The sequence below is a fragment of the Sphingobacterium sp. UBA2610 genome (assembly GCF_002339225.1).
In the GTDB taxonomy this organism is placed as follows: Bacteria; Bacteroidota; Bacteroidia; order Sphingobacteriales; family Sphingobacteriaceae; genus Sphingobacterium; species Sphingobacterium multivorum.
Genome location: NZ_DDKA01000033.1, coordinates 71,528 through 95,767, shown reverse-complemented (window position 1 = coordinate 95,767; position 24,240 = coordinate 71,528). Strand labels below are relative to the sequence as shown.

The 24,240-nt window shown below is 42.5% G+C and carries 15 protein-coding genes; 14 read left to right on the top strand and 1 reads right to left on the bottom strand.

Annotated elements, in window-relative coordinates; genetic code table 11:
- Positions 1-279: 279 nt before the first annotated feature.
- Genes B4Z47_RS22230 through B4Z47_RS22220 form a run of 3 tightly spaced genes read left to right on the top strand, consistent with a single transcriptional unit; the run spans position 280 to position 3,144 of the window.
- A complete protein-coding gene (locus B4Z47_RS22230; protein ID WP_286727912.1) occupies positions 280-1,470 on the top strand; it encodes an erythromycin esterase family protein in 1,191 nt (396 codons plus the stop codon).
- A 5-nt stretch (positions 1,471-1,475) separates the two neighbouring features.
- Positions 1,476-2,381, top strand: coding sequence for an ABC transporter ATP-binding protein (locus tag B4Z47_RS22225; protein WP_201639547.1), 906 nt, complete (start codon positions 1,476-1,478; stop codon positions 2,379-2,381).
- Positions 2,374-3,144 carry an ABC transporter permease gene (locus B4Z47_RS22220; protein WP_070567418.1) on the top strand — a complete coding sequence of 257 codons (771 nt, stop codon included), beginning with the start codon at positions 2,374-2,376 and terminating at the stop codon, positions 3,142-3,144. The genes B4Z47_RS22225 and B4Z47_RS22220 overlap by 8 nt, the downstream gene beginning before the upstream one ends.
- Before the next feature lie 29 nt (positions 3,145-3,173).
- Here B4Z47_RS22220 and B4Z47_RS22215 read toward each other — a convergent pair whose 3' ends face one another.
- Positions 3,174-5,927 (bottom strand): hybrid sensor histidine kinase/response regulator transcription factor, encoded by a 2,754-nt coding sequence (locus tag B4Z47_RS22215; RefSeq protein WP_286727911.1) that lies wholly within the window; start codon positions 5,925-5,927, stop codon positions 3,174-3,176.
- A 292-nt stretch (positions 5,928-6,219) separates the two neighbouring features.
- Between B4Z47_RS22215 and B4Z47_RS22210 the strand changes: the two genes are divergently transcribed.
- The 11 genes from B4Z47_RS22210 (at position 6,220) to B4Z47_RS22160 (ending at position 24,128) form a co-directional block, all read left to right on the top strand.
- A complete protein-coding gene (locus tag B4Z47_RS22210) occupies positions 6,220-7,542 on the top strand; it encodes a sugar porter family MFS transporter (RefSeq protein ID WP_070567416.1) in 1,323 nt (440 codons plus the stop codon).
- 198 nt (positions 7,543-7,740) lie between these two features.
- Positions 7,741-8,691 (top strand): carbohydrate kinase family protein, encoded by a 951-nt coding sequence (locus B4Z47_RS22205; protein ID WP_159332812.1) that lies wholly within the window; start codon positions 7,741-7,743, stop codon positions 8,689-8,691.
- A gap of 86 nt (positions 8,692-8,777) precedes the next feature.
- Positions 8,778-11,903: a SusC/RagA family TonB-linked outer membrane protein gene (locus B4Z47_RS22200; RefSeq protein WP_070567414.1), complete on the top strand. Its 3,126-nt coding sequence runs from the start codon at positions 8,778-8,780 to the stop codon at positions 11,901-11,903.
- 45 nt (positions 11,904-11,948) lie between these two features.
- A complete protein-coding gene (locus tag B4Z47_RS22195; RefSeq protein ID WP_070567412.1) occupies positions 11,949-13,631 on the top strand; it encodes a RagB/SusD family nutrient uptake outer membrane protein in 1,683 nt (560 codons plus the stop codon).
- A gap of 43 nt (positions 13,632-13,674) precedes the next feature.
- Entirely contained in the window at positions 13,675-14,787 is a 1,113-nt protein-coding gene (locus B4Z47_RS22190; RefSeq protein WP_070567410.1) for a hypothetical protein, read from the top strand.
- 60 nt (positions 14,788-14,847) lie between these two features.
- Positions 14,848-16,452, top strand: a complete 1,605-nt coding sequence (locus B4Z47_RS22185; RefSeq protein ID WP_115047555.1) for a glycoside hydrolase family 32 protein — start codon at positions 14,848-14,850, stop codon at positions 16,450-16,452.
- A gap of 66 nt (positions 16,453-16,518) precedes the next feature.
- Positions 16,519-18,027 carry a glycoside hydrolase family 32 protein gene (locus B4Z47_RS22180; RefSeq protein ID WP_286727910.1) on the top strand — a complete coding sequence of 503 codons (1,509 nt, stop codon included), beginning with the start codon at positions 16,519-16,521 and terminating at the stop codon, positions 18,025-18,027.
- A gap of 309 nt (positions 18,028-18,336) precedes the next feature.
- Positions 18,337-19,302, top strand: coding sequence for an SGNH/GDSL hydrolase family protein (locus B4Z47_RS22175; RefSeq protein WP_286727909.1), 966 nt, complete (start codon positions 18,337-18,339; stop codon positions 19,300-19,302).
- A gap of 53 nt (positions 19,303-19,355) precedes the next feature.
- Positions 19,356-21,197 (top strand): alpha-L-fucosidase, encoded by a 1,842-nt coding sequence (locus B4Z47_RS22170; protein ID WP_286727908.1) that lies wholly within the window; start codon positions 19,356-19,358, stop codon positions 21,195-21,197.
- A 109-nt stretch (positions 21,198-21,306) separates the two neighbouring features.
- Entirely contained in the window at positions 21,307-22,590 is a 1,284-nt protein-coding gene (locus B4Z47_RS22165) for a Gfo/Idh/MocA family protein (protein WP_286727907.1), read from the top strand.
- A 527-nt stretch (positions 22,591-23,117) separates the two neighbouring features.
- Positions 23,118-24,128 carry a LacI family DNA-binding transcriptional regulator gene (locus tag B4Z47_RS22160; RefSeq protein WP_286727906.1) on the top strand — a complete coding sequence of 337 codons (1,011 nt, stop codon included), beginning with the start codon at positions 23,118-23,120 and terminating at the stop codon, positions 24,126-24,128.
- Positions 24,129-24,240 lie beyond the last annotated feature (112 nt).

Sequence of the window (24,240 nt, the reverse complement as noted above, 5' to 3'; positions counted from 1 at the left end):
AGCAAGCAAGCAAGCAAGCAAGGCGGTTATGTGATACACTCACTTAACCGCCTTTTTGTAGTTATAGGGCATTTCTAATTTTTTTTGTATAATTTTTTTGTGGAAAAAGAAAAAATGATCATCTTATGTTAAAATGTATTCTACTTTAGCGTGACACGCAGTAGATAGATCAATTATGAATTATATAAGCTGAAATGCATGAGAGGTGTTTTATGTGCACTTGCGATAACTACAGTTTTAATTTTATCGTTTAATAAGCTTGTCTATAATGATACGCCCATGGCGAATCATGCAACATTATTAACCGAAGTGAATCGCCATAAAAAAGAAATCAAAAGTATCTTGATGACCGATAGTAATTTTTCGGATCTACGCTTTTTTGATGCTACGCTAAAAAATAATAGAATTTTGATGTTGGGTGAAATGCTGCACAATGATGGCGAAACTTTCAAAGCGAAAGCCAGACTCATCCGTTATCTGCATGAGCATCTCGATTATGACGTAGTTTTATATGAGGCAGGGCAATATGATATGTGGATGATGAATGCACAGATGGATACCCCTACGAGTCGGTCTCAAGTAAAAACGGTCGGCGGTATCGGTCTATTTGACTTTTGGTGGCAAAATGAGGAAAATCAACTGCTCTTAACTTATTATAAAAATACGAAAACATCCCAGAATCCTATTTCTCTCGGTGGGTTTGATATTCAGTTTTCGGGTAGGGAATTGTCTGATAAGCGGGCGAAATTATTAGAAGATTTCTTAGTCAAAAATGGGATTGATTCAACCAAGTATCCTTTATTGAAAAAAAATAGAAACAAACTGGAATACCTGACATATGAACGTTTTGCCAGCAAGCAGCTCGATGCGGACCAAAAGAAACAGTTTTTAGCAGAATTGGATGCATTGAGCCGTGTGATCAGCAGGGGTGTAAAAGACAATGAGCACCTGATCTATAGCCGATACCTGTCCGATATGAGAAATAACTTTGACAAATCTTGGCGCTATAAATCAGGATCAATGCAGAGCATGCATTTTAGGGATTCCCTGATGGCAGAAAATCTATGCTATCAGATCGATTCGCTTTACGCCGGCAAAAAGATTATCGTCTGGTGTGCCAATATCCATAGCTTTTCTGCTCCATACAATAAAGATTATCGGCCGCTTGGGACTTATATAAAGCGTAAATATGGCGCTCAAGCATATAGCCTGGACTTTACTTCCTATGGACGATACGATAAAACTGGCCGTGTTGTCGATAGAGTGGGTAAGTTGGCGGTGGAAAATGTATTTCATGCCACTAAATTGCCTTATTTCTTTTTAGATCTTCGGGAGTTGTCCAACAATAGTATTTTAAAACAGAATTTTAGTTCAGTCATCAATCAAGGGATTGATGAAGATAGAAGGTGGCACGACTTTATCGACGGCATTTTCTATATCGATATCAATAAAGATCCAAATTACCGGTAACACCAATGGAAAGTATCCTCACAAAACAACTTAGCTTTAAAATAGGCGCGAAAACAATCCTGGATAACATCAGTCTGCAGGTACCAGAAAAGGGTATTTATGGCTATCTCGGGCGAAATGGAGCCGGAAAATCGACAACAATCAAGCTACTTTTAGGTCTTTTGGAGGACCGGACAGATGCGATTTTTATTCAGGGAAATAGTCTTAGGACAAATCGAACACGTATCTATACGAATGTTGGAAACCTGATCGAATCGCCTTGTTATTATACTAAGTTAACCGTTTTTGAAAATTTAAAGTATTTGGATATCATTCATAAAAAAGGGAATAAACGCATTGATGAAGTGTTGGAAATGGTTGATCTTCATCGGGAGAAAAAGAAAAAAACGAATGCTTTGTCTATGGGTATGAAACAGCGGTTAGGGATTGCAATGGCGATATTTCATGATCCCCAATTACTCATTCTGGATGAACCATTAAATGGTCTCGACCCACAGGGTATTGTGGAAATGCGCAACTTGTTTTGTCACCTCAATGAACAGGGTAAAACGATCTTTCTTTCAAGCCATATTTTGAGTGAGCTTGAAAAAATAGCAACACACATTGGTATCATAGAAGGTGGGAAAATGATTTTCCAAGGAACTAAGCATGAGCTGCTGGGACAGGTTGACCGAGAAGTGTTCTTACGGACATCCAATCCTGCTGCAACAGTTTCTATTTTGCAAAATGCAGGTTTTTCTACCGTTAAGATCGATGGTCAAAATGTTGTCGTCAGTATAGGGGATGATCAACAATTTGATTTTATGATCAAATCATTGGTTGAACAGCAGATTGCTATTTATGGGCTGGAATCCCGTGGTGCTGACCTTGAACAAATTTTTATAAACCTAATCGCTCGTGCAAATGGCTAATACATTTTATACTGCTTTTTTGTCTGAAAAGTACAAACTTCTTCGTAACAGGGAAATTTTTGGGGTCTTGATCGCACCTATGCTGCTCATTTTTGCGATTAGCGCTTATATTATCTATGATATTGTCGATTCGGGTGGTGCCAGCGCCATTCCCAATCCCTGGAAAGTCTTATTGGGTCGATATGTATTTCAATTTTTTTATTTACTCTACCCCATTCTTGTCGCTTTGTTTGTATATGCTTGCTGTGATGTGGAGTATAAGAATAACAATTATAAAATACTCTTTACTGTGCCCATCAGTAAATCGAATATTTTCTTTTCCAAAGCGACCTTTATTCTACTAACATTACTTTTTTCAATTCTTTTTGCTTACGCTGCATTTCTGATCAGTGGTTATCTGCTCAGCCTGCTTTACCCCGTACTGGGGTTTCAGAATTATGATTTTAGGGTCGTAATCTTTTATACGTTTTTGAAACTTTTTATTACGCTCTCGGCTATCGCTATGATTCAGCTTGCACTGAGCCTATTGTTCAGAAGTTTTATCTACCCAATTGGAGTAGGCATGTTTATGTTGGTCTTTTCCGTGCTTGTCGCACAGAAGAGTTTTTCAGATTTTATCCCTTATACAGGTGCCTATAATGCGGTAATGAATATCTTATCCGAGAATGATTCCTTTGCACGACTAGACTATAGCAACATGGTGATGGTTATTGTATTTCTATTGATCAGCTTTTATCTATTTAAACGAAAGGGGCAGTTTTAACGTTTCGTTCGTGCATGCCCCCTGATCGGCTATTTTTTGTCAAATTCTTTTTTATAGGCGCTTGGTGACTGTCCATATTTCCTTTTAAAGGCCGACGCGAAGTAAGATGCTGATGAAAAGCCGACACTACTAAATATTTCGTTGATGGTTAGACCCTCAGCCATCAGGCTTTTGGCTTTCTTTAATCTTCGTTCCACAATATACTCATTGACACTGCAGTCGAGCAGCTGTTTCACCTTACGATAGAGCTGAACGCGTGAGAGATGGAGGTCGTTGGCAATCCCGTCGACGCTTAACCGCTGATCCGATAACTTGGATTCGACAATGGCGGAGAGATTGTTTAGGAATCTTCTGTCGCTATCGTTGACCTGTTCGGCTTGAGTACGCTCAAACTGTTCGACGTTGCTGCTATATTTTTCTTTAAGCTGATGACGCGATTGAAGGATATTTGAAATACGTATCCGCAGCAGTTCGGCATTGAATGGCTTAGTAATATAGTCATCGGCCATTAATTTGCTCCCCTCAAGCATGGTTTCTTCATTGGCAAGTGCACTCAGTAAGATGACGGGAATATGTACGGTCTGATAAAAGGCTTTGATGTCTTTCAAAATATCCAGTCCGCTTCCATCAGGAAGCATAATATCGGTGATCACCAGGTCTGGAAAATGTGTCTTCATCATACTAGTGGCTTGCTGGGCATCCTTCGCCAGAAACAGGTTGTAATCCTGTTCCAATAACGAGCGGAGATAGTCTCTGATTTCATCATTATCTTCGACGATCATAATGCTCTTCGATTTGTTGGATCGAAAAGAAAGATTGTTGTCTACCACCTTTGCTGTCGTGTCCAGTAGATCTTGTTGCTGAAACAATGGTTTTTCTCCACTGTCGAAACCGGCCAGTTCAGCAGGTTCATAATGACCGTTCCCAATTGGCATGCGGAGGGTGAAGATCGATCCATGGCCGGGCTTGCTGCTCACGGTGATCTGGCCATGATGCAGTTCGACGATCTGTTTGCTGTATGCGAGTCCGATTCCGGATCCGTTACGGCTGCCGGCTCCTTGGTAAAAAGGATCAAAAATATGCTCAATATCAACCGGCGCAATTCCCAGACCATTATCCAATACGCGTAGATAAAAATAGTCCTTGAAATTGTTTTCTTCTAGTATAATTTCAATTCTGCCGCTTGCTGAAGTATGTTTGATCGCATTGGATAATAAGTTGGATAGGACCTGTTCCATGAGGTATTCGTCCATCCAAACCTCTTTCAAACTTGTTTTGTTGACATAACTGACCGAGATTCTGTTTTTCTTAAATAGCGGTTTGAAACTACCTATTACCTGCTGGATGAATGGATCGATATAAACGATAGACGCATGTAACCTAATTTTTGATTTACTGATTCGGTGGATATCAATGAGGTCGGTAACCAAACGCTGTAGTTTTTTTGCATTCCGCTTGACGCGCGACAACTGTTCTTTGACTTCTTCTGGCAGGTCTTTTCGTAATTCAAGGTCCTCGATAGGCGCTATAATAAGCGTCAGTGGTGTTTTAAATTCATGTGAGATGTTGGTGAAGAAATTATTCTTGATTTCTGCCGCTTGCTGGATCTGACTATTCATCTCGACGATCTGTTTTTGTTGCGCAAGGATCTCACTATTTTGGATTTCCAGATGTTTGTTCTTTTCCCAGTTGCTCCTGATCACGATAATAGAAATGCCACCAAAGACAACAGCAAGCACCAAGCTAACGACCAGTACATTAAGAACCGACTTTTGACTTTGGTAAATCTTATTCTGTTCCGTAATGAATTCCTGTCTTTTGTCTATATCGAGCTGCTGTTGCTTTATTTTATCCGACTGCAGGGCAAGCAACTCCGCGTTGGTTTTATCGATGACAGAGGTTGCGAGTATATTCTCGCGGCGGTAGTTTTGGTGGTTGATGATAGCCAAGGCCGTTCGAATGGCTTCGGCTCCGCCAGTGGGGTAGAGTATGGAAGCGAACATTTTGCCCTGTATGATCTGTTCAAGGCCATTTCCGGGACCAGGAAGAGCATCAACACCGATTATCTTAATGTCCTTTTTGATCTGGGCTTCGTCCAATGCTTTTTTTACCCCCATGGCCATCTGATCATTGAAGGTGAAGATGATATCACTCTGGATCATTTGGTCTATATGCTTACGCGTTTCCAAATAAGCTTTGTTTTTTTCCCATCCGCCGTGAATGATTCCGCTCGTTCGAATCCCTTTAGCATCTCCAATTTGCTGCATAAAGCCTTTTTCACGTTCTATGGAGGCGGATGTACCCGATAATCCAGTAACCAGGCCGATCGAACCATTGTTTTGTAAAATGGTGCGGCTATACTGGCCCGCCAGTTTTCCGATAGCAAGATTGTCTGCCCCCACATAGGCATTATATTGGCCTGAGGATGTCTTACGGTCAGTTACGATGACGGGTATATTGCGTTGAAATACCGAATCTACTATAGGGGTAAGGGGCTCGGCCTCATTTGGCGATACAATCAGAAGATCGATATCCTGTTTGACTAATTCCCGAATTTGATTAATCTGGACATTATTGTCGCCATGGGCATCTCGATAAAGAAAGTCAATATCCGGATTGAAGGAAAGTTCCCTTTTCATTTCTTCGAGCATGGTTTGTCGCCAGGCATCATTTCCGATACACTGTGAAAAAGCAATAATCCGCTTTTTCTTCTGGACCATTGGTTGACATCCACAAAAAAGAAGCAGGATCAATATGCCACCATAAATGAAATATTTTCCCATGATTTTTTTTCCTTCAATATCCGAATATACATTATTTATTTTTTTTAGGCTAACCTCGTCTTTGTTAGTGTATTCTTTACACTGATATGGAAACTTTCAAAAATGTATCATTTTCTAAATTTTCTGTTTAAAAAGTGAAAGTTTTAAAAAGTAATACTAGTGTAAGTTTCAGATTTTTAGTGTTTTAATGTTTTTTAAAAAATGTTACATAAATAAATGTTTTTGCGAAGCTCAAATTTAAGTTAAGATGAAACCAGGTTTAAATTTGGATTAATCAATTATAGATCATCACATGAACAAAAACACGGTACTAGCTTGGTCCTTTGTAGTGGCTTTAGGCGGATTTTTATTTGGATTTGATACAGCGGTTATTTCAGGAGCAGAAAAGGCCGTGCAGGAACACTGGCATTTAAGTGAGTTTCAGCATGGATTGACCATGGCCATTGCATTGATCGGAACAGTTGTTGGAGCAGCGCTGGGTGCACTGCCTTCAGATAAGTTGGGGCGTAAGAATACTTTATTTGCGGTTGCAGCTCTTTACTTTATCTCAGCAATAGGCAGCGCATTGGCGAATGACTGGACGACATTTATTTTATTCCGCTTTTTGGGTGGTATAGGCGTTGGCGTCTCTTCGGTAACTGCACCAATCTATATATCGGAAATATCTCCGGCGGCATCGCGTGGAAAATTGGTCGGACTTTTCCAGTTCAACGTCGTATTGGGGATTCTGATTGCCTATCTGTCCAATTACTTTATCGGTCAGGTAGGGGAGGAGTCCTGGCGTTGGATGTTAGGCGTACAGTGTTTTCCGTCGTTATTATTCTTCGGTCTGATCTTCCTTATTCCGGAAAGTCCAAGATGGTTACTGCTGCACAGGGGTAATTTAGCTGAAGCAAAACGAATTATGAAAAAAATCAACTCGGATGGTTACGAGCTGGAGATTTCAAAAATTCAGGAGTCCAAAAACAATACAGCAGGGGAGGGCAAACTCTTCGTTCGCGAAAATGTCAAACCTATTTTATTGGCCTTTTGTTTTGCGCTATTCAATCAGGTTTCAGGTATTAACGCAATTATCTACTATGCCCCCCGTGTATTTGAAATGGCCGGCTTGGGCTCACAGAGTTCATTGCTTTCAACAGTTGGGATCGGGGTTGTCAATTTTATTTTTACGTTGCTAGCGATCAATTTCATCGATAAGGTCGGTCGAAAAAAATTAATGTTGGTGGGCTCCATTGGACTGATTGTTTCTTTGGCACTCGTTTCCCATGCTTTTTATACCAATCAAACGACGGGTTTTGCGATCACCATCTATCTGATGAGTTTTATTGCCTTTTTCGCATTCTCGCAAGGCGCTGTGATTTGGGTGTTTATTTCGGAAATTTTTCCGAATGATGTCCGTGCTAAAGGACAGACATTCGGCAGCTTGACACATTGGGTGATGGCGGCAATTATTACCTTTTGTTTTCCTGCATTGACGGAAATGCTCGGCGGGGGCGGTACCTTCTTGATCTTTGCCCTATTTATGGTTTTACAGCTTATCTATGTGCTTAAGTTTATGCCGGAGACAAAAGGGAAGTCACTGGAAGACCTTGGGCATACCATCAATCTACATTAGTCTTTAGCTGGACTAAACGAATAGGCGTCGGAGTAGCCATGGCGCGACTGGCGCCTATCGAAAGCTATTTAATCAATGACATTATGATAGCAAGTCGTGTGTATCTATTGTCAACATTGAACTTAAAGGGAAATATAATAATCAATTCGTTACATGGCTTTTGGCGCTCGGCCGAAGCTTTGTGAAAAAAGAAGAAATATGAAAAACGGAGAAAAATCAATACAGGGTATTTGTTTTGGAGAGGTACTTTGGGACAATCTTCCTACAGGTAAAAAATTGGGCGGTGCACCTTTGAATGTGGCTTATCACCTCAATAAACTGGGCGTTACGACGCGTATGCTAACACGCATAGGGCGTGATGAAAATGGTTATGAACTACGTAAGGTATGTGAGGATCTGGGCATTCCGACCGATTTTTTCCAGTACGATGAGTTATTGCCTACCTCAACCGTAGAGGTTTCGATCGATGCTAAACGCGATGTGCATTACGATATCGTTTATCCGGTAGCTTGGGACAGAATAGCAGTAGATAGTGCTGTTCTGGAAGCAGTTGCAACGGTGGATTTTTTGGTATATGGAAGTCTAGCCTGTCGGGATGAAGTAAGCTTCCAAAGTTTGCTGTTATTGCTTGAAAAAGCCCGCTTTCGGGTGATGGATGTCAACCTGCGTACACCTTATTTTGGTCCTGAAAAAATACATAAGTTGTTGGCATACGCTGATTTTGTGAAAATGAATGCCGAGGAACTGCATGTTATTTCCGACTGGAATGGCGCTACGGAAGCCTATACCGATCAGCAGCGTGTAGACTTGATCATGGCCCGTTTTGCAATTCAGGAGGCAATTGTAACCTATGGTGCAGATGGAGCTGTGTATCATTATAAAAAAGATAATATCAGTTATCATTTCCCGGCCTTGAAAGTTCAGGTAGAAGATACAATCGGAAGTGGTGATTCGTTTTTGGCGGCTTTCCTCACCAAAAGGTTTCAGATGCAGGAGGGTGTTCAGCTGGAGGAAGTACTGGAATTTGCGGCGACCTTAAGTGGGTTTGTGACACAGAGCCGGGGGGCTTGTCCTGAATATAACGATGAGGTCATCAATCGATTCCAATGGTTGCATCCGATCTTCAATGGAGGCCAGAAGCAACAGTAAGTATACTGCTTCTTAAAGAAGCAGTATACACGCTATCATCATAAAATAATCAATCTAAATAATTAACCATTTACGCATAACCAATTATGTTTACAAGACAGAAAGCAATGCTGCTCCCGTCTTTGGCACTTTTTTCTGTTGTCGCATTTGCGCAGCAGACTGAAATCCGGGGAAGAATTACGGATAGTGGAACAGCAGCACCTATAGTGGGGGCATCTTTAGTGGTGAAGGGAACCACAATAGCTACCAAGACAAATGAAAAGGGAGAATTTGTCCTCCAGACATCGGGCAATCAGGGCACATTAGAAATAAGTTATGTCGGCTATGCCACGCAGACAATTGCTGTTGCCGGAAGAAAGTTCCTCGATATTCAGCTTACGAGCACCGAAAAAGGACTGGATGAAGTGGTCGTTACGGGATATCAAACCGAACGGAAGAAGGACTTGACTGGTGCAGTGAGTGTTGTGAATGTTGCTGAGATGATGAAGGCTCCAGAAAATAACGCAATGAAATCCCTGCAAGGAAGGGTAGCCGGTATGACTGTAACTTCGGATGGTAGTCCAAGTGGAGCGGCAACAGTGCGTATGCGCGGAATCAGTTCGATCAATAGTAGTCAGGATCCCTTGTATGTCATTGATGGAACCCCCACACAGGGCGGAATGCACGAACTCAATTCGAATGATATCGAAAGCATTCAGGTTTTAAAGGACGCTTCTTCGGCGAGTATCTATGGCTCGCGTGCAGCCAATGGTGTTATTGTCATCACTACGAAAAAAGGAAAGCTAGGTGCCCCTAAACTTACAGTAGACGCCTACGCCACCAGTACGCATTTTAATAATCGCATGAAAGTGCTCGACGCACAACAATATGGTCGTGCCCTATGGCAGGCAACGATCAACAGCGGTGGCAATCCAAATGGAAACAATATTGGTTATCAGTTTGAATGGAATAACGATGCGAATGGCGTGCCTCAGCTCAATACTGTTTTTGTTTCCAAGTATATTGATCGTGAGCACACCATGTATGCTTCAGATACCGATTGGTTTAAGGAAGTTTCGAAACCAGGATTGCAGCAGTCATACAATGCGACATTGAGCTCCGGGACAGAAAAATCCAGCTCCTTTTTCTCCTTAGGTTATTTGCACAACAATGGCACACTCCGTTACACGGATTTCCAGCGAATATCCGCCCGGATGAATGCTGACTATAAACTGTTTGATGGGAAACTGGTTGTTGGAGAGAATTTTACGGTAAACAACACGGGTGAAGTGCAGGTCCCCGGCGATGTACTTGACCTTTCGTTGAAAGCTTTACCGATTATCCCCGTGCATACGGTAGATGGAATGGGCTGGGGGGGACCAGCATTAGGAATGAACGACCGTCATAATCCCATGCGTGTACTTTACGACAATAGAAATAATAAATACAATTATTGGCGTTTGTTTGGGAATGCCTATGCCGATCTACAGCTGATAAAAGATCTGCATGTTCGAACCAGTTATGGCCTGGATTACAGTAATTTTTACAAACGTAACCTGGAAGTATCCTATCGTTCGGGATTTATGAACAGCAGCCGCAGTGGCGTTAATATGGAGCAGTCTCATGGGATGAAGTGGACTTGGTCCAATACAGCGACTTATCGGAAGGCAATCGACAAACATACAATAGATGTGCTTGCTGGTATCGAAATGAACCGTCAGAATGATATTAATTTTAATGCCTATACCGCTGGTGATGGTGCATTTGCCATAGAAACACCAGAGTATATGTGGCCAGGTGTGAGTACGGGTACAGCGGCAGTAGGAGGTGGCTCTACAGGCTTCTCGCTGCTATCCTATTTTGGAAAGGCCAATTATTCCTATGATGACCGTTATCTGGCTTCTTTCACCGTACGCCACGATGGCTCTTCCCGCTTCGGTAAAAATAACCGCTTTGCCACTTTTCCAGCGGTAACGGCAGGCTGGCGGATCTCTTCTGAACGCTTTATGGCAAGTACAAAAAATTATATTTCTGACCTCAAGTTACGTGTGGGATGGGGGCAGACAGGCAACCAGGGTATTGGTAATCTGGCTACCTATGCCCTGTTCGTCCCCGAATATGGTGTTGCTGATCCAACATGGAATATCGTGGACGGTACAGCATACGATCTATCGGGTGCAGGAACGGGAAAGTTACCATCGGGATACCGCAAAATCCAAACGGAAAATAATGATCTGAAATGGGAAACTACCACGCAGACGAATATAGGCTTGGACTTTTCATTGTTTAATCAAAGTCTCTATGGTTCGATTGACTGGTATGTTAAAGCAACCAAAGATATGTTGATCAATCCAGCCTATATCGGTGTGGTCGGAGAGGGCGGTTACCGTTGGGCGAATGGTGCCTCCATGGAAAATAAAGGTTTGGACATATCGGCCGGATATCGTAATAAAACAACCTTTGGATTGGATTATGATGTAATGGCTGTGTTCTCGACCTATAAAAACAAGGTGACACATTTACCCGAAGCAGTAGAAAACTCCTATGGTGGTCGTCAAGGAGACAATATTATCGGCCGGCCGCTGGGGTCATTTTATGGCTATGTCACCGACGGCATTTTTCAGAATCAAGACGAGGTGGATGCGCACGTCAATCAGACCGGTAAAGGGATAGGGCGTTTACGTTATGTCAACGTCTATGATGCGGACAAGCAGATCACCGATATGGACCGTACATGGATTGGTAGTCCTCATCCTGATTTTTCTTATAGTTTGAACATTGTGCTAAAATATAAAAGCTTTGACCTATCTGCGTACTTTCAGGGTGTACAGGGAATAGATGTTGAAAACTGGCTGAAAAAGCAAACGGACTTCTGGAGTGTGGACGACGTCAATTCCAATAAAGGTGTACGTCTGCTCAATGCCTGGACACCACAAAATCCAACGTCAACGATCCCGGCCTTACAAACAACAAATAACAACGACGAGGGCCGTCTGTCAAATTACTTTATCGAGAATGGATCTTATATGAAGCTCCGGAATTTGTCCCTGGGCTACACTTTGCCAACAGCAACCGCCGCACACCTACGTATGAGCCGATTAAGGATTTATGTAACTGGTCAGAATCTATTTACCGTTAAATCAAAAAATTTCACCGGTGTGGATCCTGAAAATGTAGGTTGGGGTTATCCAATTCCAACCACGTGGACAGCTGGGGTAAATATTGGATTTTAAAATGGGAGCGAAATAAGGCGATACACTTCTAAATAATTTATACGGATGAAAAAAATAACCACTAAAATAGCGATATTCATGGTTCTTGCTGGACTACTTCCAGGATGCACCAAATTTTTAGATCAAACACCCAATGGTGTACTAAGCTCCGATCAGGTTAAGGAGCCTGAACGATTATTGACAGCTACCTATGCGGCATTGGGTAACGATCATTATGATGTCCCTTTTAGCTTATGGCCCTATGGTACGGTTCGGTCGGACGATGCTTATAAAGGCGGATCGGGACCACAGGATATCCAGACCTTTCATTTCCTGGAGGTCTCCAATAACATTACAACCAATTTTGCAGAGTTGGATAAATTGTGGTTTCAGTTGTACGTGGCGATTTCGCGTGCCAATACCACGATCAAGACCATACAGGAGATGGATAATTTCGATGGGAAGGAAGAAAAGCTGGGTGAAGCACGCTTTCTACGCGGTCATTTTTACTTTATGCTCAAGATCCTTTTCAAATATGTGCCTTATATTGATGAAAATGTCGCGGTAGACAGCTATGAAACCGTATCGAATAGGGCCTTGAGCAACGATGCGCTATGGCAAAAGATTGTGGATGATTTTCAGTATGCTGTAGATCATCTCCCGGCTGTACAAACGGAGGTCGGGCGTGCCAACCGTGTTGCTGCTGCGGCATATCTTGCCAAAACCTATCTCTATAAGGGATACCGTCAGGACAATGCCGAACGTAATGTGGTGACGGGCATCGATGCCGGAGATTTGGAAAAGGTTGTACAAAATACGGATGTTGTACTTTCATCCAATCATACGCTGGAAACCGATTTTGCATTTAATTTCTTGCCGGGCAAATATGAAAATGGGACCGAAGCCCTGTTTTCAGTTCAGTTTTCAAAAGATGACGGCACAAAATTTGGGCGTGTTAATTTTTCTGATGTGCTATCAGTACCTATGGGCGTAGGCTGTTGTGATTTCAATAAACCGAGTCAAAGCCTTGTCAACGCGTTTCGCACAACGGGTAAAGGTCTACCACTGGATAACTACAATGCGTTGAATAGCTTTAATACCTCAGAAAAGTACGATCCACGGTTATTTCATACGGTTGCAATTCCGGGCTTACCGTACAAGTATAGTAGCAAAAGAACGTATGAAGAAAGCTGGAACCGTAACCCGGCAGAATATTCGGTTTACGCCTCATTGAAAGACAATGTAGATCCCGATTGCGATTGCTTTGTCCCGATGGTACCTTTCTATGCCAATACAAAAAATCGAATTGTATTGCGCTTTGCCGATGTGCTGTTGATGCGGGCAGAGGCGCTTATCGAGCTGCATCGTTCGGCTGAAGCACTGCCATTGATAAACCAAGTACGTACGCGGGCAAAAAATAGCACTGCACTTACGGGCTATGCAAATGATAAAACCCTGATCGAAACGTACAAAAATGGAGATAATATTGTATGGAACGAAGAAAATGCCCGGAAGGCGTTACGTTGGGAAAGACGATTGGAGCTTGCGATGGAAAACGGAAGGTTCTTTGATCTTGTACGCTGGGGAATTGCAGACCAGGCCATGAATGCCTATTATGATGCGGAAAAGTCACGTCGATCTTATTATTCTTCGGCACATTTTACTGCAGATAGGAACGAATACTTGCCGATTCCTGAAGCACAGATCAGATTAAGTAAATATCTGTACAAACAAAATCCAGGCTATTAAATAAGCATTTATTGTTGAACGATTAGCATAACCAATTATTCCAATGCACACATTAAAAAATACGATAAAAGTAGGGATTACTATCCTGCTTATCTGGCTTATTGCTGCCTGCAAGCGTGATGCCGATAGCACACTCAATTTGAACGCAGATGTAGAGGTACTTTCTTTCAAGGTCGGTAATACCGCTGGAAAAATAGATCCGGCAAAAGGTACCATTCTTGTCATGGTTCCTGAAGGCACAGATCTTTCAGCGGTGGCTCCGACGATTGAATTGCCCAATAATGCCAAGGTTTCTCCAGCTTCAGGTATCGCCCAGAACTTTTCATTTTCTGGAACAACACCAATTACTTACCGCGTGTTTAATGGAAATCTATTCAACACCTATCAAGTAACCGTCAAAGAAATCAAAGCGGAAATAACGGCATTCCATATCGGAGAAAAAGCTGGAATCATCGATCAGAAAAATAAAAGCATTAAAATTTACCTACCCCTGGGGACAGACCTGAAGAACTTATCACCTGCGATAGAATTTACAGCTGGCGCGAGCATAACGCCCAATCAGAGTGGCCCCGTGGATTTAAGTTCTCCGATAAAATACAGCCTTGCGTATATGGGGCAGACGTTCCAGTATACGGTAACAGCGATTTTGGGCACGGAACCCAAACAGATCCTGATGATTTATAATGGCGAAACAAGCGTTCCACATTTCGACGGGTTAGGGGTGAGCGCCGTAGATTCACCTTATCCCAACCCGAAAACTACGGGAATTAATGCAACACCGTTCTGTGCGTCTTTTGTCCGGGATAATAAAACGGGCGAAGGCTGGCATGGTGGTGCGCTGTGGAATGCAAATAAAGTGACTATCAATCCGGCAGAATATGGCCGTTTTTCCATTATGATATTGAAGGATGTAGCGGGAGATGTACAATTGGAGATTCAATCGGATGGTGAACAGCAAAAAGATTGGTTGCGTGCTAATTATGCAAAGGAGCACGTTGGGGAGTGGCAAGAGTTGGTTTTTCAGATTCCTGCTGGAAGAAAGGCTATCATCAACAATATACTTGTGATGCCGCATGAGCATCCTAATGGACAGCCCGTGGCATTTCCTACCCAACGGATGTACTGGGACGAATTGAAAGCATTACCTAAAGAATGATCGAATACAAATAAAACAAGCGATGATAGATTATAAGGGATTAATAGAAAGATTTAAATCATGAGACCAAAAATGTATTTGCTTCCGACAGTATTCTTGCTCAGCTTGTTGACAAGTTGCAAGAATAGCGACGAGCGTTCGACAGTGGTAGATAAGCCCATAACAATACAACCTGTGGACAGTTCTACGGCTTGTATTTCGGGGCAGGAGGCTGGCCCATATCAACGATTCTATAGGCCTCAGCAGGGGTTTGTGGGCGATCCCATGCCTTATTACAATGCCAGCGATAAAAAGTTCTACTTGTTTTATCTCTATGAGAACGCCAACAGGCACCCGATTTATAGCACGCGAACAAGTGACTTTGGAACATTTGAGGGCTATACCGAAGTATTGTCGTCGGGCGCTGTGGGGAGTCAGGATGAATGGATCGGAACAGGAAGTTTTATCAAAAAAGGAACAGTGTATTACTGTTTCTATACAGGTCATAACAGTGTTTTTACTCCAGCAGAAAAGATCATGTTGGCTACCTCCACTGATTTAATGAATTGGACCAAGCAACCAGCTATGGCACTGCAGGCTGCGGTGGGCTATGATCGAAATAATTTTCGGGATCCGCACGTTTATTGGGATGAAAGCCGTAATGCCTACGTGATGCTAGTCACGACGCGAAAAGACGGAAAAGGAATCCTTGCACGTTATCAGTCAACCGATTTAAGCAGTTGGTCGATGATTGAACCGCTCGTTGCGACGACAGGGACAGTGGAAAAATATGGCATCGAAACAGATGCTGAACTATTGGAATGCCCGGATCTATTTAAAATGGGCAATAAGTGGTATCTGTTGTTTTCGCGGATCAACCGGGATGAACATCGCAAGACATTTTATCGTATTGCGGATTCTCCGGATGGTCCCTGGATGATCTGTCGGGATGCCGAAGGACATCATGAAACCTTTGATGGACTTTATCTCTATGCTGGCAAGACGGCTAGCGATGGTACAACACGTTATCTTTCGGGTTGGTGTTCAACGGGACAAACCGTCAATAATAACAACGAACTGCCCTGGGCTGGAAATCTAATTTCCCATCAGTTGGTTCAGGGAACGTCAGGACAGTTGTATCCTAAAATTCCGGAGGCCCTAAACAGCAAATTCAATAAAGAAGTCGCCTTTGAAAAACTGAGCAGCGTTGGTCAAGTTTCTGAGTCGAATAAAACCTATCGTTTGTCAGCTCAATCAGGGGGAAGAAGCTATGCGCTGTTTAACCGAAATACGTCGACCGTAAAAATGACAATGACTATTGATGCTTCGCAATCCAATCAATTTGGTTTTTCATTTGGAGCATGTGATGATCCGACCGAAGTGTATAGCATTGCTTTTGACCTGACTTCATCCAATCGTTGGAATATGCCGGCCCTGTTTATGAATAAGGAGGCTCGAAATGGTGGCGGAAGTAAAACAGCACTCAATTTTACACCACTCACCGTACCGACCAATCGGATTTTTAATCTGAAAATTAGTATTGAAAAGTCTATCTGTGTCGTGTATGTGAATGATCGTGTTGCTTTTACCAACCGGATCTATAAAATGGATCAAAATCCATGGACTATTTTTGTGGATCAGGGAACTGTTACAGTGAATGGGTTGAAAGTTGAAAAATCTTCCTGATAATTTATAAGATATTTGCTTATTGAAGCGAACAATAATCGGATTATAAACGTAAACAAAAGAAAAATGATAAGATTAAAAAAATACGGACTTACGATGTTCTTGCTAAGTATTGTCGGTACAAGTCTGGCCCAGATGGGACAGCAAAAACAACGGGATGCTGAAGAAAAATATCGCCCACTTTACCATTTTACTCCACAGCAGGGCTGGATGAACGACCCCAATGGGCTGGTCTATTTGAACGGTAATTATCATCTTTTTTTTCAGCATAATCCCGAAAAGCCCGTTTGGGGACCAATGCATTGGGGCCATGCGATCAGTAAAGATTTGATCCATTGGGACGAGCAGAAGATCGCATTGTACCCCGACAGTTTGGGAACTATTTTCTCAGGTAGCGCTGTGATCGATAAAGACAACACCGCAGGTTTTGGGAAAGATGCTATGGTCGCCATTTTTACCCATCACAATCATCAGGAAGAGGATCGGAAAACGGGATTGCATCAAAATCAAAGTTTGGCTTATAGTTTAGATAAGGGTCTTACCTGGACAAAATATAAAGGCAATCCAGTATTACCAAACCCTGGCATATGGGATTTCAGGGATCCAAAGGTGATGTGGCATGCGCATAGCCAACGTTGGATTATGACCTTAGCTACAAAAGATTGTATTACTTTCTATTCTTCCAAAGATTTGAAAACATGGCAGAAGGAAAGTGAGTTTGGTAAAGAGGTGGGAGCCCATGGAGGCGTCTGGGAATGCCCCGATCTTATTCCCATGGACTACAAAGGAGTTACAAAGTGGGTCTTGTTGGTCAGTATCAATCCGGGTGGGCCCAACGGTGGTTCCGTAACACAATATTTTGTGGGTGACTTTGATGGACATCAGTTCCACACAGAAGATACCAAAATAAAGTGGCTGGATTGGGGACCCGATAATTATGCCGGTGTAACTTGGAGCAACCTGGGGGATAGGCACCTGATGATTGGCTGGATGAGCAACTGGCAATATGCCAATGTGGTTCCTACCACAAAATGGCGTTCTTCCTCAACCATACCTCGTGTTTTATCTTTAGGAAAAGTTGGACAGTCGTTCTACGTTGCGAGTACTGTTCCCAAAGAAATTGAAACCGCATTTCGTCCGCTAAAAAAATACCATGGCGGTGGAACGAAGGAAGTTTCGTTCGAGCAACATCTCCCACAAGCGTACCGTTTGGACCTTAAAGATTTGAAACGGCAGGCTTTTAAAGTCATCTTATCGAATGAATCTGGTGACGAATTGGTTATTGGTTATCGTGAAGACCAAAATGCCTATTATATCGATCGTTCTAAGTCCGGTGAAGTGTCTTTTAATGGAGAATTTCCAAAGACGGCTTTGGCACAAAGGCTGCTAAATAAGGGAGCACTTTCTTTCAGTTTGTATGTTGATGTGAGCTCTGTGGAACTTTTTGCAGACGAGGGGCTAACGGTAATGACTGGTTTATTTTTTCCAAAAACGCCAATAACCAAGCTGCGTATCGTGGGCGATAAAAAGTTGGAGTTTAAAGAACTGAGTATCTCCAAATTCAATATGCAATAAGACTTAATTGCTTAAGAATATAAGCCTGTCCGACTTGGTTGGACAGGCTTTTTTTTGCCCTTTGGACAGCCCTTTTGTTATCAACAAGAGTTCTTAACTAACTAATAGAAGATGTAAATGTAACAATCTTCTGTCTTTCAGTAATTTAATTTGAATTCATGTGCTTATTGATTAATTTAATGACCAAAATAATCAATTATGGACAGCGCTCAATAGTTATCTAATAAGTCTTTTGCGCATATTGGTATCAACCTAAACCAATGAGATATGTAAGGTTTGGTACTTGTCCAACTGATCCAATATTACACAATGTTAAATTTATCATTTCGTAGAAACGAACTTCGTTTTTTTGTATTGCTATTGTGCTTAGGCCTTTTGTCTAGGCAAGTAAAGGGGCAAAGTCATGTTAAGGACTTTAGTTTGAGTGATGGACAAAAAGTGCTTTTTTTAGGCAATAGTATTACTTACGCGGGGCAATATGTCGCCATGACCGAAAGTCTATTCCTGAGCAGTCACCCGAAAAGGAAACCTCAGTTTATTAATTCGGGGTTACCAAGTGAGACCGTTTCTGGACTCAGTGAACCGAATCATGCCGATGGAAAATTTCCACGCCCCTGTCTATTTGATCGACTGGACAATGTGCTTGATAAAATCAAACCTGAAGTGGTTTTCGTCTGTTATGGCATGAATGACGGCATTTACCTCCCTTTTGATGCTATCCGTTTTGAAGCCTATAAAAATGGAATTATCCGTCTGCACAAACGTTTGGTCGATCAGGGCGTCAAACGCATCCTATGGATGACACCTCCAGTACATGATGATCCGCAGCTTCGGCTCAATGGCTACAATAAAGTATTAGATCGCTATGCCGAATGGCTTATCGACTATGCCAAAATGCAGTCCTGGGAAGTCATAGATCTGCATTTTCCCATGCGTCGCTACTTGGAAGCTAGAATCGAGAAAGATGCTCAGTTTAAGCTGGCCGCGGATGGAGTGCACCCTGGAGAGTTCGGGCATTGGCTAATGGCAAAGGAAATTGTACAGCACTTGATGCCTGATTTCCCGATTGAAAGCGCATGGGATGACAATTTGAACAGTCAGCCAAAACTTCGCCAGTTATATACGCTTGTTTTGCAAAGGCAGACGATGATGAAAGACGCATGGCTAACCTATACAGGTCATAAACGACCTGGACTATCCAAGGGAATTCCAATAGAAGATACAAGCAAAGCATATGATGCTATTCAAGATGAAATTCAAGCGTTGGGTTTCTGATCGGTGATAGCTTGTAATCCGAATAAATGAACTTTTATGTATAAATCTATATCATGATGAAAATCAATTTTTTTAAGTGGAAGTGTGCAGCAGCAGTGGGAATGTTGCTGTGCATGACCGATGTTGCTATTTCACAGACCAAATCGCCACCGTATGAAGGTGTTGCAGGTTGGCAGGAGACGCAAGATAAACGTATGGAATGGTTTAAAGAGGCCCGTTTTGGACTGTTTATCCATTGGGGATTGTACAGTGCAGCAGGTGGTTCTTTTGAAGGGAAACAATATCCACAGCATTATGCCGAATGGATACAAACCTGGGGGAAAATTCCCAGTAAGCACTATGCTGGGGTACTGAAACCAAAATTTACTTTAGGTTCTTTTGATCCACAATCCTGGGCACGCCTTGCAAAAAAAACTGGAATGAAGTATATGGTGCTGACTTCTCGACACCACGAAGGCTTTAGCCTGTTCAATAGCCAACAGCCTTATGCCTTGAAAAATGATGTTACGGGTACGGCAAATTTATCGCCGAAAGGAAGAGATCTTTACCGCGAAATTATGGATGCTTTCCGTCAGGAGGGAATGAAAGTAGGAGCTTATTATTCGCTCCTGGATTGGCAACATCCCGATTCTTATGAGGCCTTTCAGCTGAACCCGAATGTGGATAAGCATCAGCCAGATCATGAACGTTACAAAGCCTATCTCTATGGCCAAATTAAAGAACTTGCACAAAATTACGGGCGGCTGGACATGCTGTGGCCCGATTTCAGCAGTAAACAGCAGGAGGGAGAAGCCTGGGGCACAAAGCATATCTTGACAGATCTGATCAAATGGCAGCCCAATATTATTATCAATAATCGATTTTGGAACGGACTCGAAAATAAGAACGGAGATATCGGAACTCCCGAAAAATATATTCCACCAACAGGTTTGCCGGGCATGTACTGGGAGGTAAGCCATACTATGAATGAAAGTTATGGCTATAGCGCCCATGATCAAAATTGGAAAAGTTTTCCCAAGATCATGCAATTATTTGTGGAAACGGTGAGTAAAGGGGGCAATTTCCTGTTAAATGTTGGACCCGATGGTGACGGAGCCATTCCTGAACCTGCGGTGCGGATTATGGAGCAAATCGGGGATTGGATGAAGGTCAATGGCGAATCTATTTACGGTACCACCGCGAGCCCTTTTCAGGCCTTGGATTGGGGGTATTGTACCCAAAAAAATGGGAAGCTGTATCTGCATGTTTTTGATCGTCCGGCCGATGGAAAAATAAATCTGCCCATCAAAAATAAAGTGACGGCTGTCTACGCCCTAGCTTCACCTACAATGAAGTTAAAATCCACTTTAGAAAACGGAAGACCAGCAATTCCTGTTGATATCTTCGACAGTAAGAAGGGACCGAAGGTTATTGTGGTCGAAATCCAGGGAAAACCAATTGTTGAGGAAAGCCTGACCCAAACACAGGCAGATGGACGCATCGTGATGAACGCAAATAATGCAAAATTACAGGAAGGAAAGGGATTAAAAATTATTGGTGCACATACCCATGATCCAAACCGCCCGAACGCCATTGGTCAATGGAAAGACCTTGCGGATAAAGTTTTTTGGGATATCAAAATTCAAAAACCAGGGAAGTATCGTGTGCTCGTCAATTATCTGGCGAATAGCAATCAGCACGGAAAAATTGTACTCTCGATACTCGGACAGCAGCTCCCATGGACATTCGTAGCTGAAAAGGAAGCTAAATTTAAGGAGGTGGCTATGGGGAACATTGAGGTATCCCAGCAAGTAATTGGTGAGCCTAGTACCAAGGTGATTTTGCAGGCTACAGCCATCGAAGGTGATACTTTGCCAGAGATTGCTTCGATTACTTTGGTGCCGATTCAAGAATAAACTTTTTAGAAGAAAAACTGAACAAATCATCCATACATAAACCATTTTGCCGTCAAGGACTGAGGAAGTACCAATAAAGACGAGCAGAAAAATAAACTATCCATAAAGAATGAAAAGAAGAGAATTTATAGCCAAGGGAATTGTATCCTCTTTGGCTTTTACAATTGTCCCGCGCGTTGTGTTGGGAGGCAATGGATTTCTTGCGCCAAGTGATCGTATCAATCTTGGATTTATTGGTGTCGGAAAACAATCCTATACCTTGATGAATGGCCTCAATCGCTGCAAGGAAATTGCAAGTCTGGCTGCCTGTGATGTAGACCGTAATAAGTTGGCAGCATTTATTGCTGCGACAACGAAAAAACAAACGGAATTGTCAAAAGCACAGACCGACATCAAGGCCTATCATCATTATCGGGAACTATTGGATCGGAAAGATATTGATGCTGTTGTCATTGCTACACCCGATCATTGGCATGCGCAGATTGCAGTTGATGCGGCTAAAGCTGGCAAAGATATTTATTGTGAGAAACCCCTTGCATTGACCATTGCCGAAGGTCGTGCCATGGTCGATGCAACCCGAAAATATAAACGTGTATTTCAGACGGGTAGCATGCAGCGTTCTTCCTATAATTTTAGACAGGCAGCAGAACTGGTTCTCAATGGCTATATCGGCAAAATCGAGGAAATCAATGTTTCTGTGGGCGAACCGGTCAAACAATGTGACCTTCCCTCCATGCCAGCCCCCGATTATCTCGATTGGGATATGTGGGTAGGACCTTCACCATATCGGGGTTATAATCCGATATTAAGCCGACCTTTAGAGGACGATAAATGGGCTTGGTGGCGTGGTTACCGCGATTTTGGTGGCGGTTACATCACCGATTGGGGTGCACATATGTTTGACATCGTGCAATGGGCCTTGGGTATGGATGAATCGGGCCCTGTTCAGTTTAATCCACCCAAGGAGGCCAACAGCAATAGCGGGCTCTCGTTTAGCTATGCCAATGGCGTTCGCGTAAACCATGTGCAGTGGGGAGTACATAATGCGATCCAATTTATCGGTGAAAAAGGTAAGATTGAAGTAAGCCGGGAATTTATCCGATCGAACCCGGAAAATTTGGCAAATCTTAAACTGACTGCTTCTGATCGTCGTTTGTATTATAGTGATAATCACTATCAGGACTGGGTTGATGCGATCAAAAAAAGAAGTAAGCCTATCTGTGATGTTGAAATAGGTCACCGGACGAGCTCAGTGTGCAATGCCATCAATATTGCGTATGAACTTCAAAAGGATTTAAAATGGAATCCACAAAAAGAACAGTTCGACAATGACTATGCTAATCTCATGCGCAGTCGCCCTTATCGCGGGGAATGGGATTTTAGAAAGTTCTAATAAAGAAAATGGGCGATTAATTGTAGACAGGCTTAGCAAAATACGCTAAGCCTGTTAAGCACCTGCTCACAATTTTTTGATCAAATAGTGGGGAAAGATTCGTACCTGCTTCGTACCTTATTCGGATGGGATACAGATATTGTACAGGTGCTGAACAGATATTGACCAGACCCTGAACAGGAATTACTTGGTCAACTTTCGATCAATAGCCGTAGCAAGACTCTCCACATCCGAAGGTGGTACGAACACAATACGAAGACAACCCGAAGACAGCATTAGCGCTGTAGACACAAAAGGCCATATAAAACAAGTTTTTCTGTTAACAGAAAGCGGATGAAAGCAAGCATATTGGAATGATCTTTTACAGGATTTGATCACTAGATCGCTTTTCTTATCGGGAGATAAAAAAAACATGGCCTGCTGATTTAAAACAAAGAGGACAAAAAGAAAATTTGCTATTCTGGACAGATAATTGCTTTATTTGTATCCAGCAATTATTACATTCGAACAACAAAGGGACTCTTGATATGTCGCAATTAACAATAATAGATCTGGCCAAAAAACTCGGCTTATCAAAATCGACCGTTTCCCGTGCATTTCGGGATAACGTGGACATTAATCCAGCGACAAAAGCTCGGATTTTGGCTATGGCCGAAGAAATCGGTTTTTCGCCGAATGTTTATGCGAGTAGTCTAAAGGCAAATAAAAGTCTGACCATTGCGATTATTATTCCCGAATTTGGCAATAAGTTTTTCTCGCAGGCCATCAAAGGAATTGAGGCTGTGGCGCGCTCCAAGGGCTATCATACCTTGATTTATGTGACGGATCATCAGGTGCAAAATGAAGCCTCAATCGTACGTTCACTGGCCAATGGACGAGTGGATGGCGTTATCATTTCGGCTTCGGGTGAGGGTAAAGACCATTCGCATTTACAACTTTTGGCAGAGCGCGGCATTCCGGTCATGTTTTTTGACCGTGCTTATGACGATTGGAAGGGGGGCTACATTACGGGTAATGACTTTGATTCGGCTTACCTGGCAACCAAACACCTGATCGATAATGCCTGTAAACGGATCGCTTATCTTGCAATCAATCCGAATGTCTCCATTGGTAAGGTGCGTAAAGATGGCTACGAAAAGGCGCTGCAGGAAGTGGGAATTCCGATCAGACCAGCGCTTATTTTGGATACGGTGAATGATGCTGATCAGAATATGAAAGATATTGCCGACTTGATCGAGCAGGAGAAACCCGATGCCATATTTGCTTCGGTAGAGCGTCTTGCTATTTCGAGTATACGGGTTGCCAAGCAGCTTGCAATTCGGATTCCTGAAGATCTTAAAATCATTTGTTTTTCTTGTTTGGATATCGCCGATCTGATTGACCCGGCACTGAGCGTAGTGAAACAACCAGCTTATGAAATGGGCCAATTAGTAACAAAATACCTATTGGATAAGATGGAAGACCCTGAAAATAGTAAGTTTGCTAATTCGGTTTACCTTGATTCCAAGCTTATTTTTCAAAAATCTAGCCTGAAATAAGAAAAAAATATTTGTTTTTTGTAATCCCATTATTTAGCTTTGAATACTTTCGGGAACATTCCCGAAAGTATTTAAATAATCAATTTGTATAAAATATTGGATAGGGAAATCC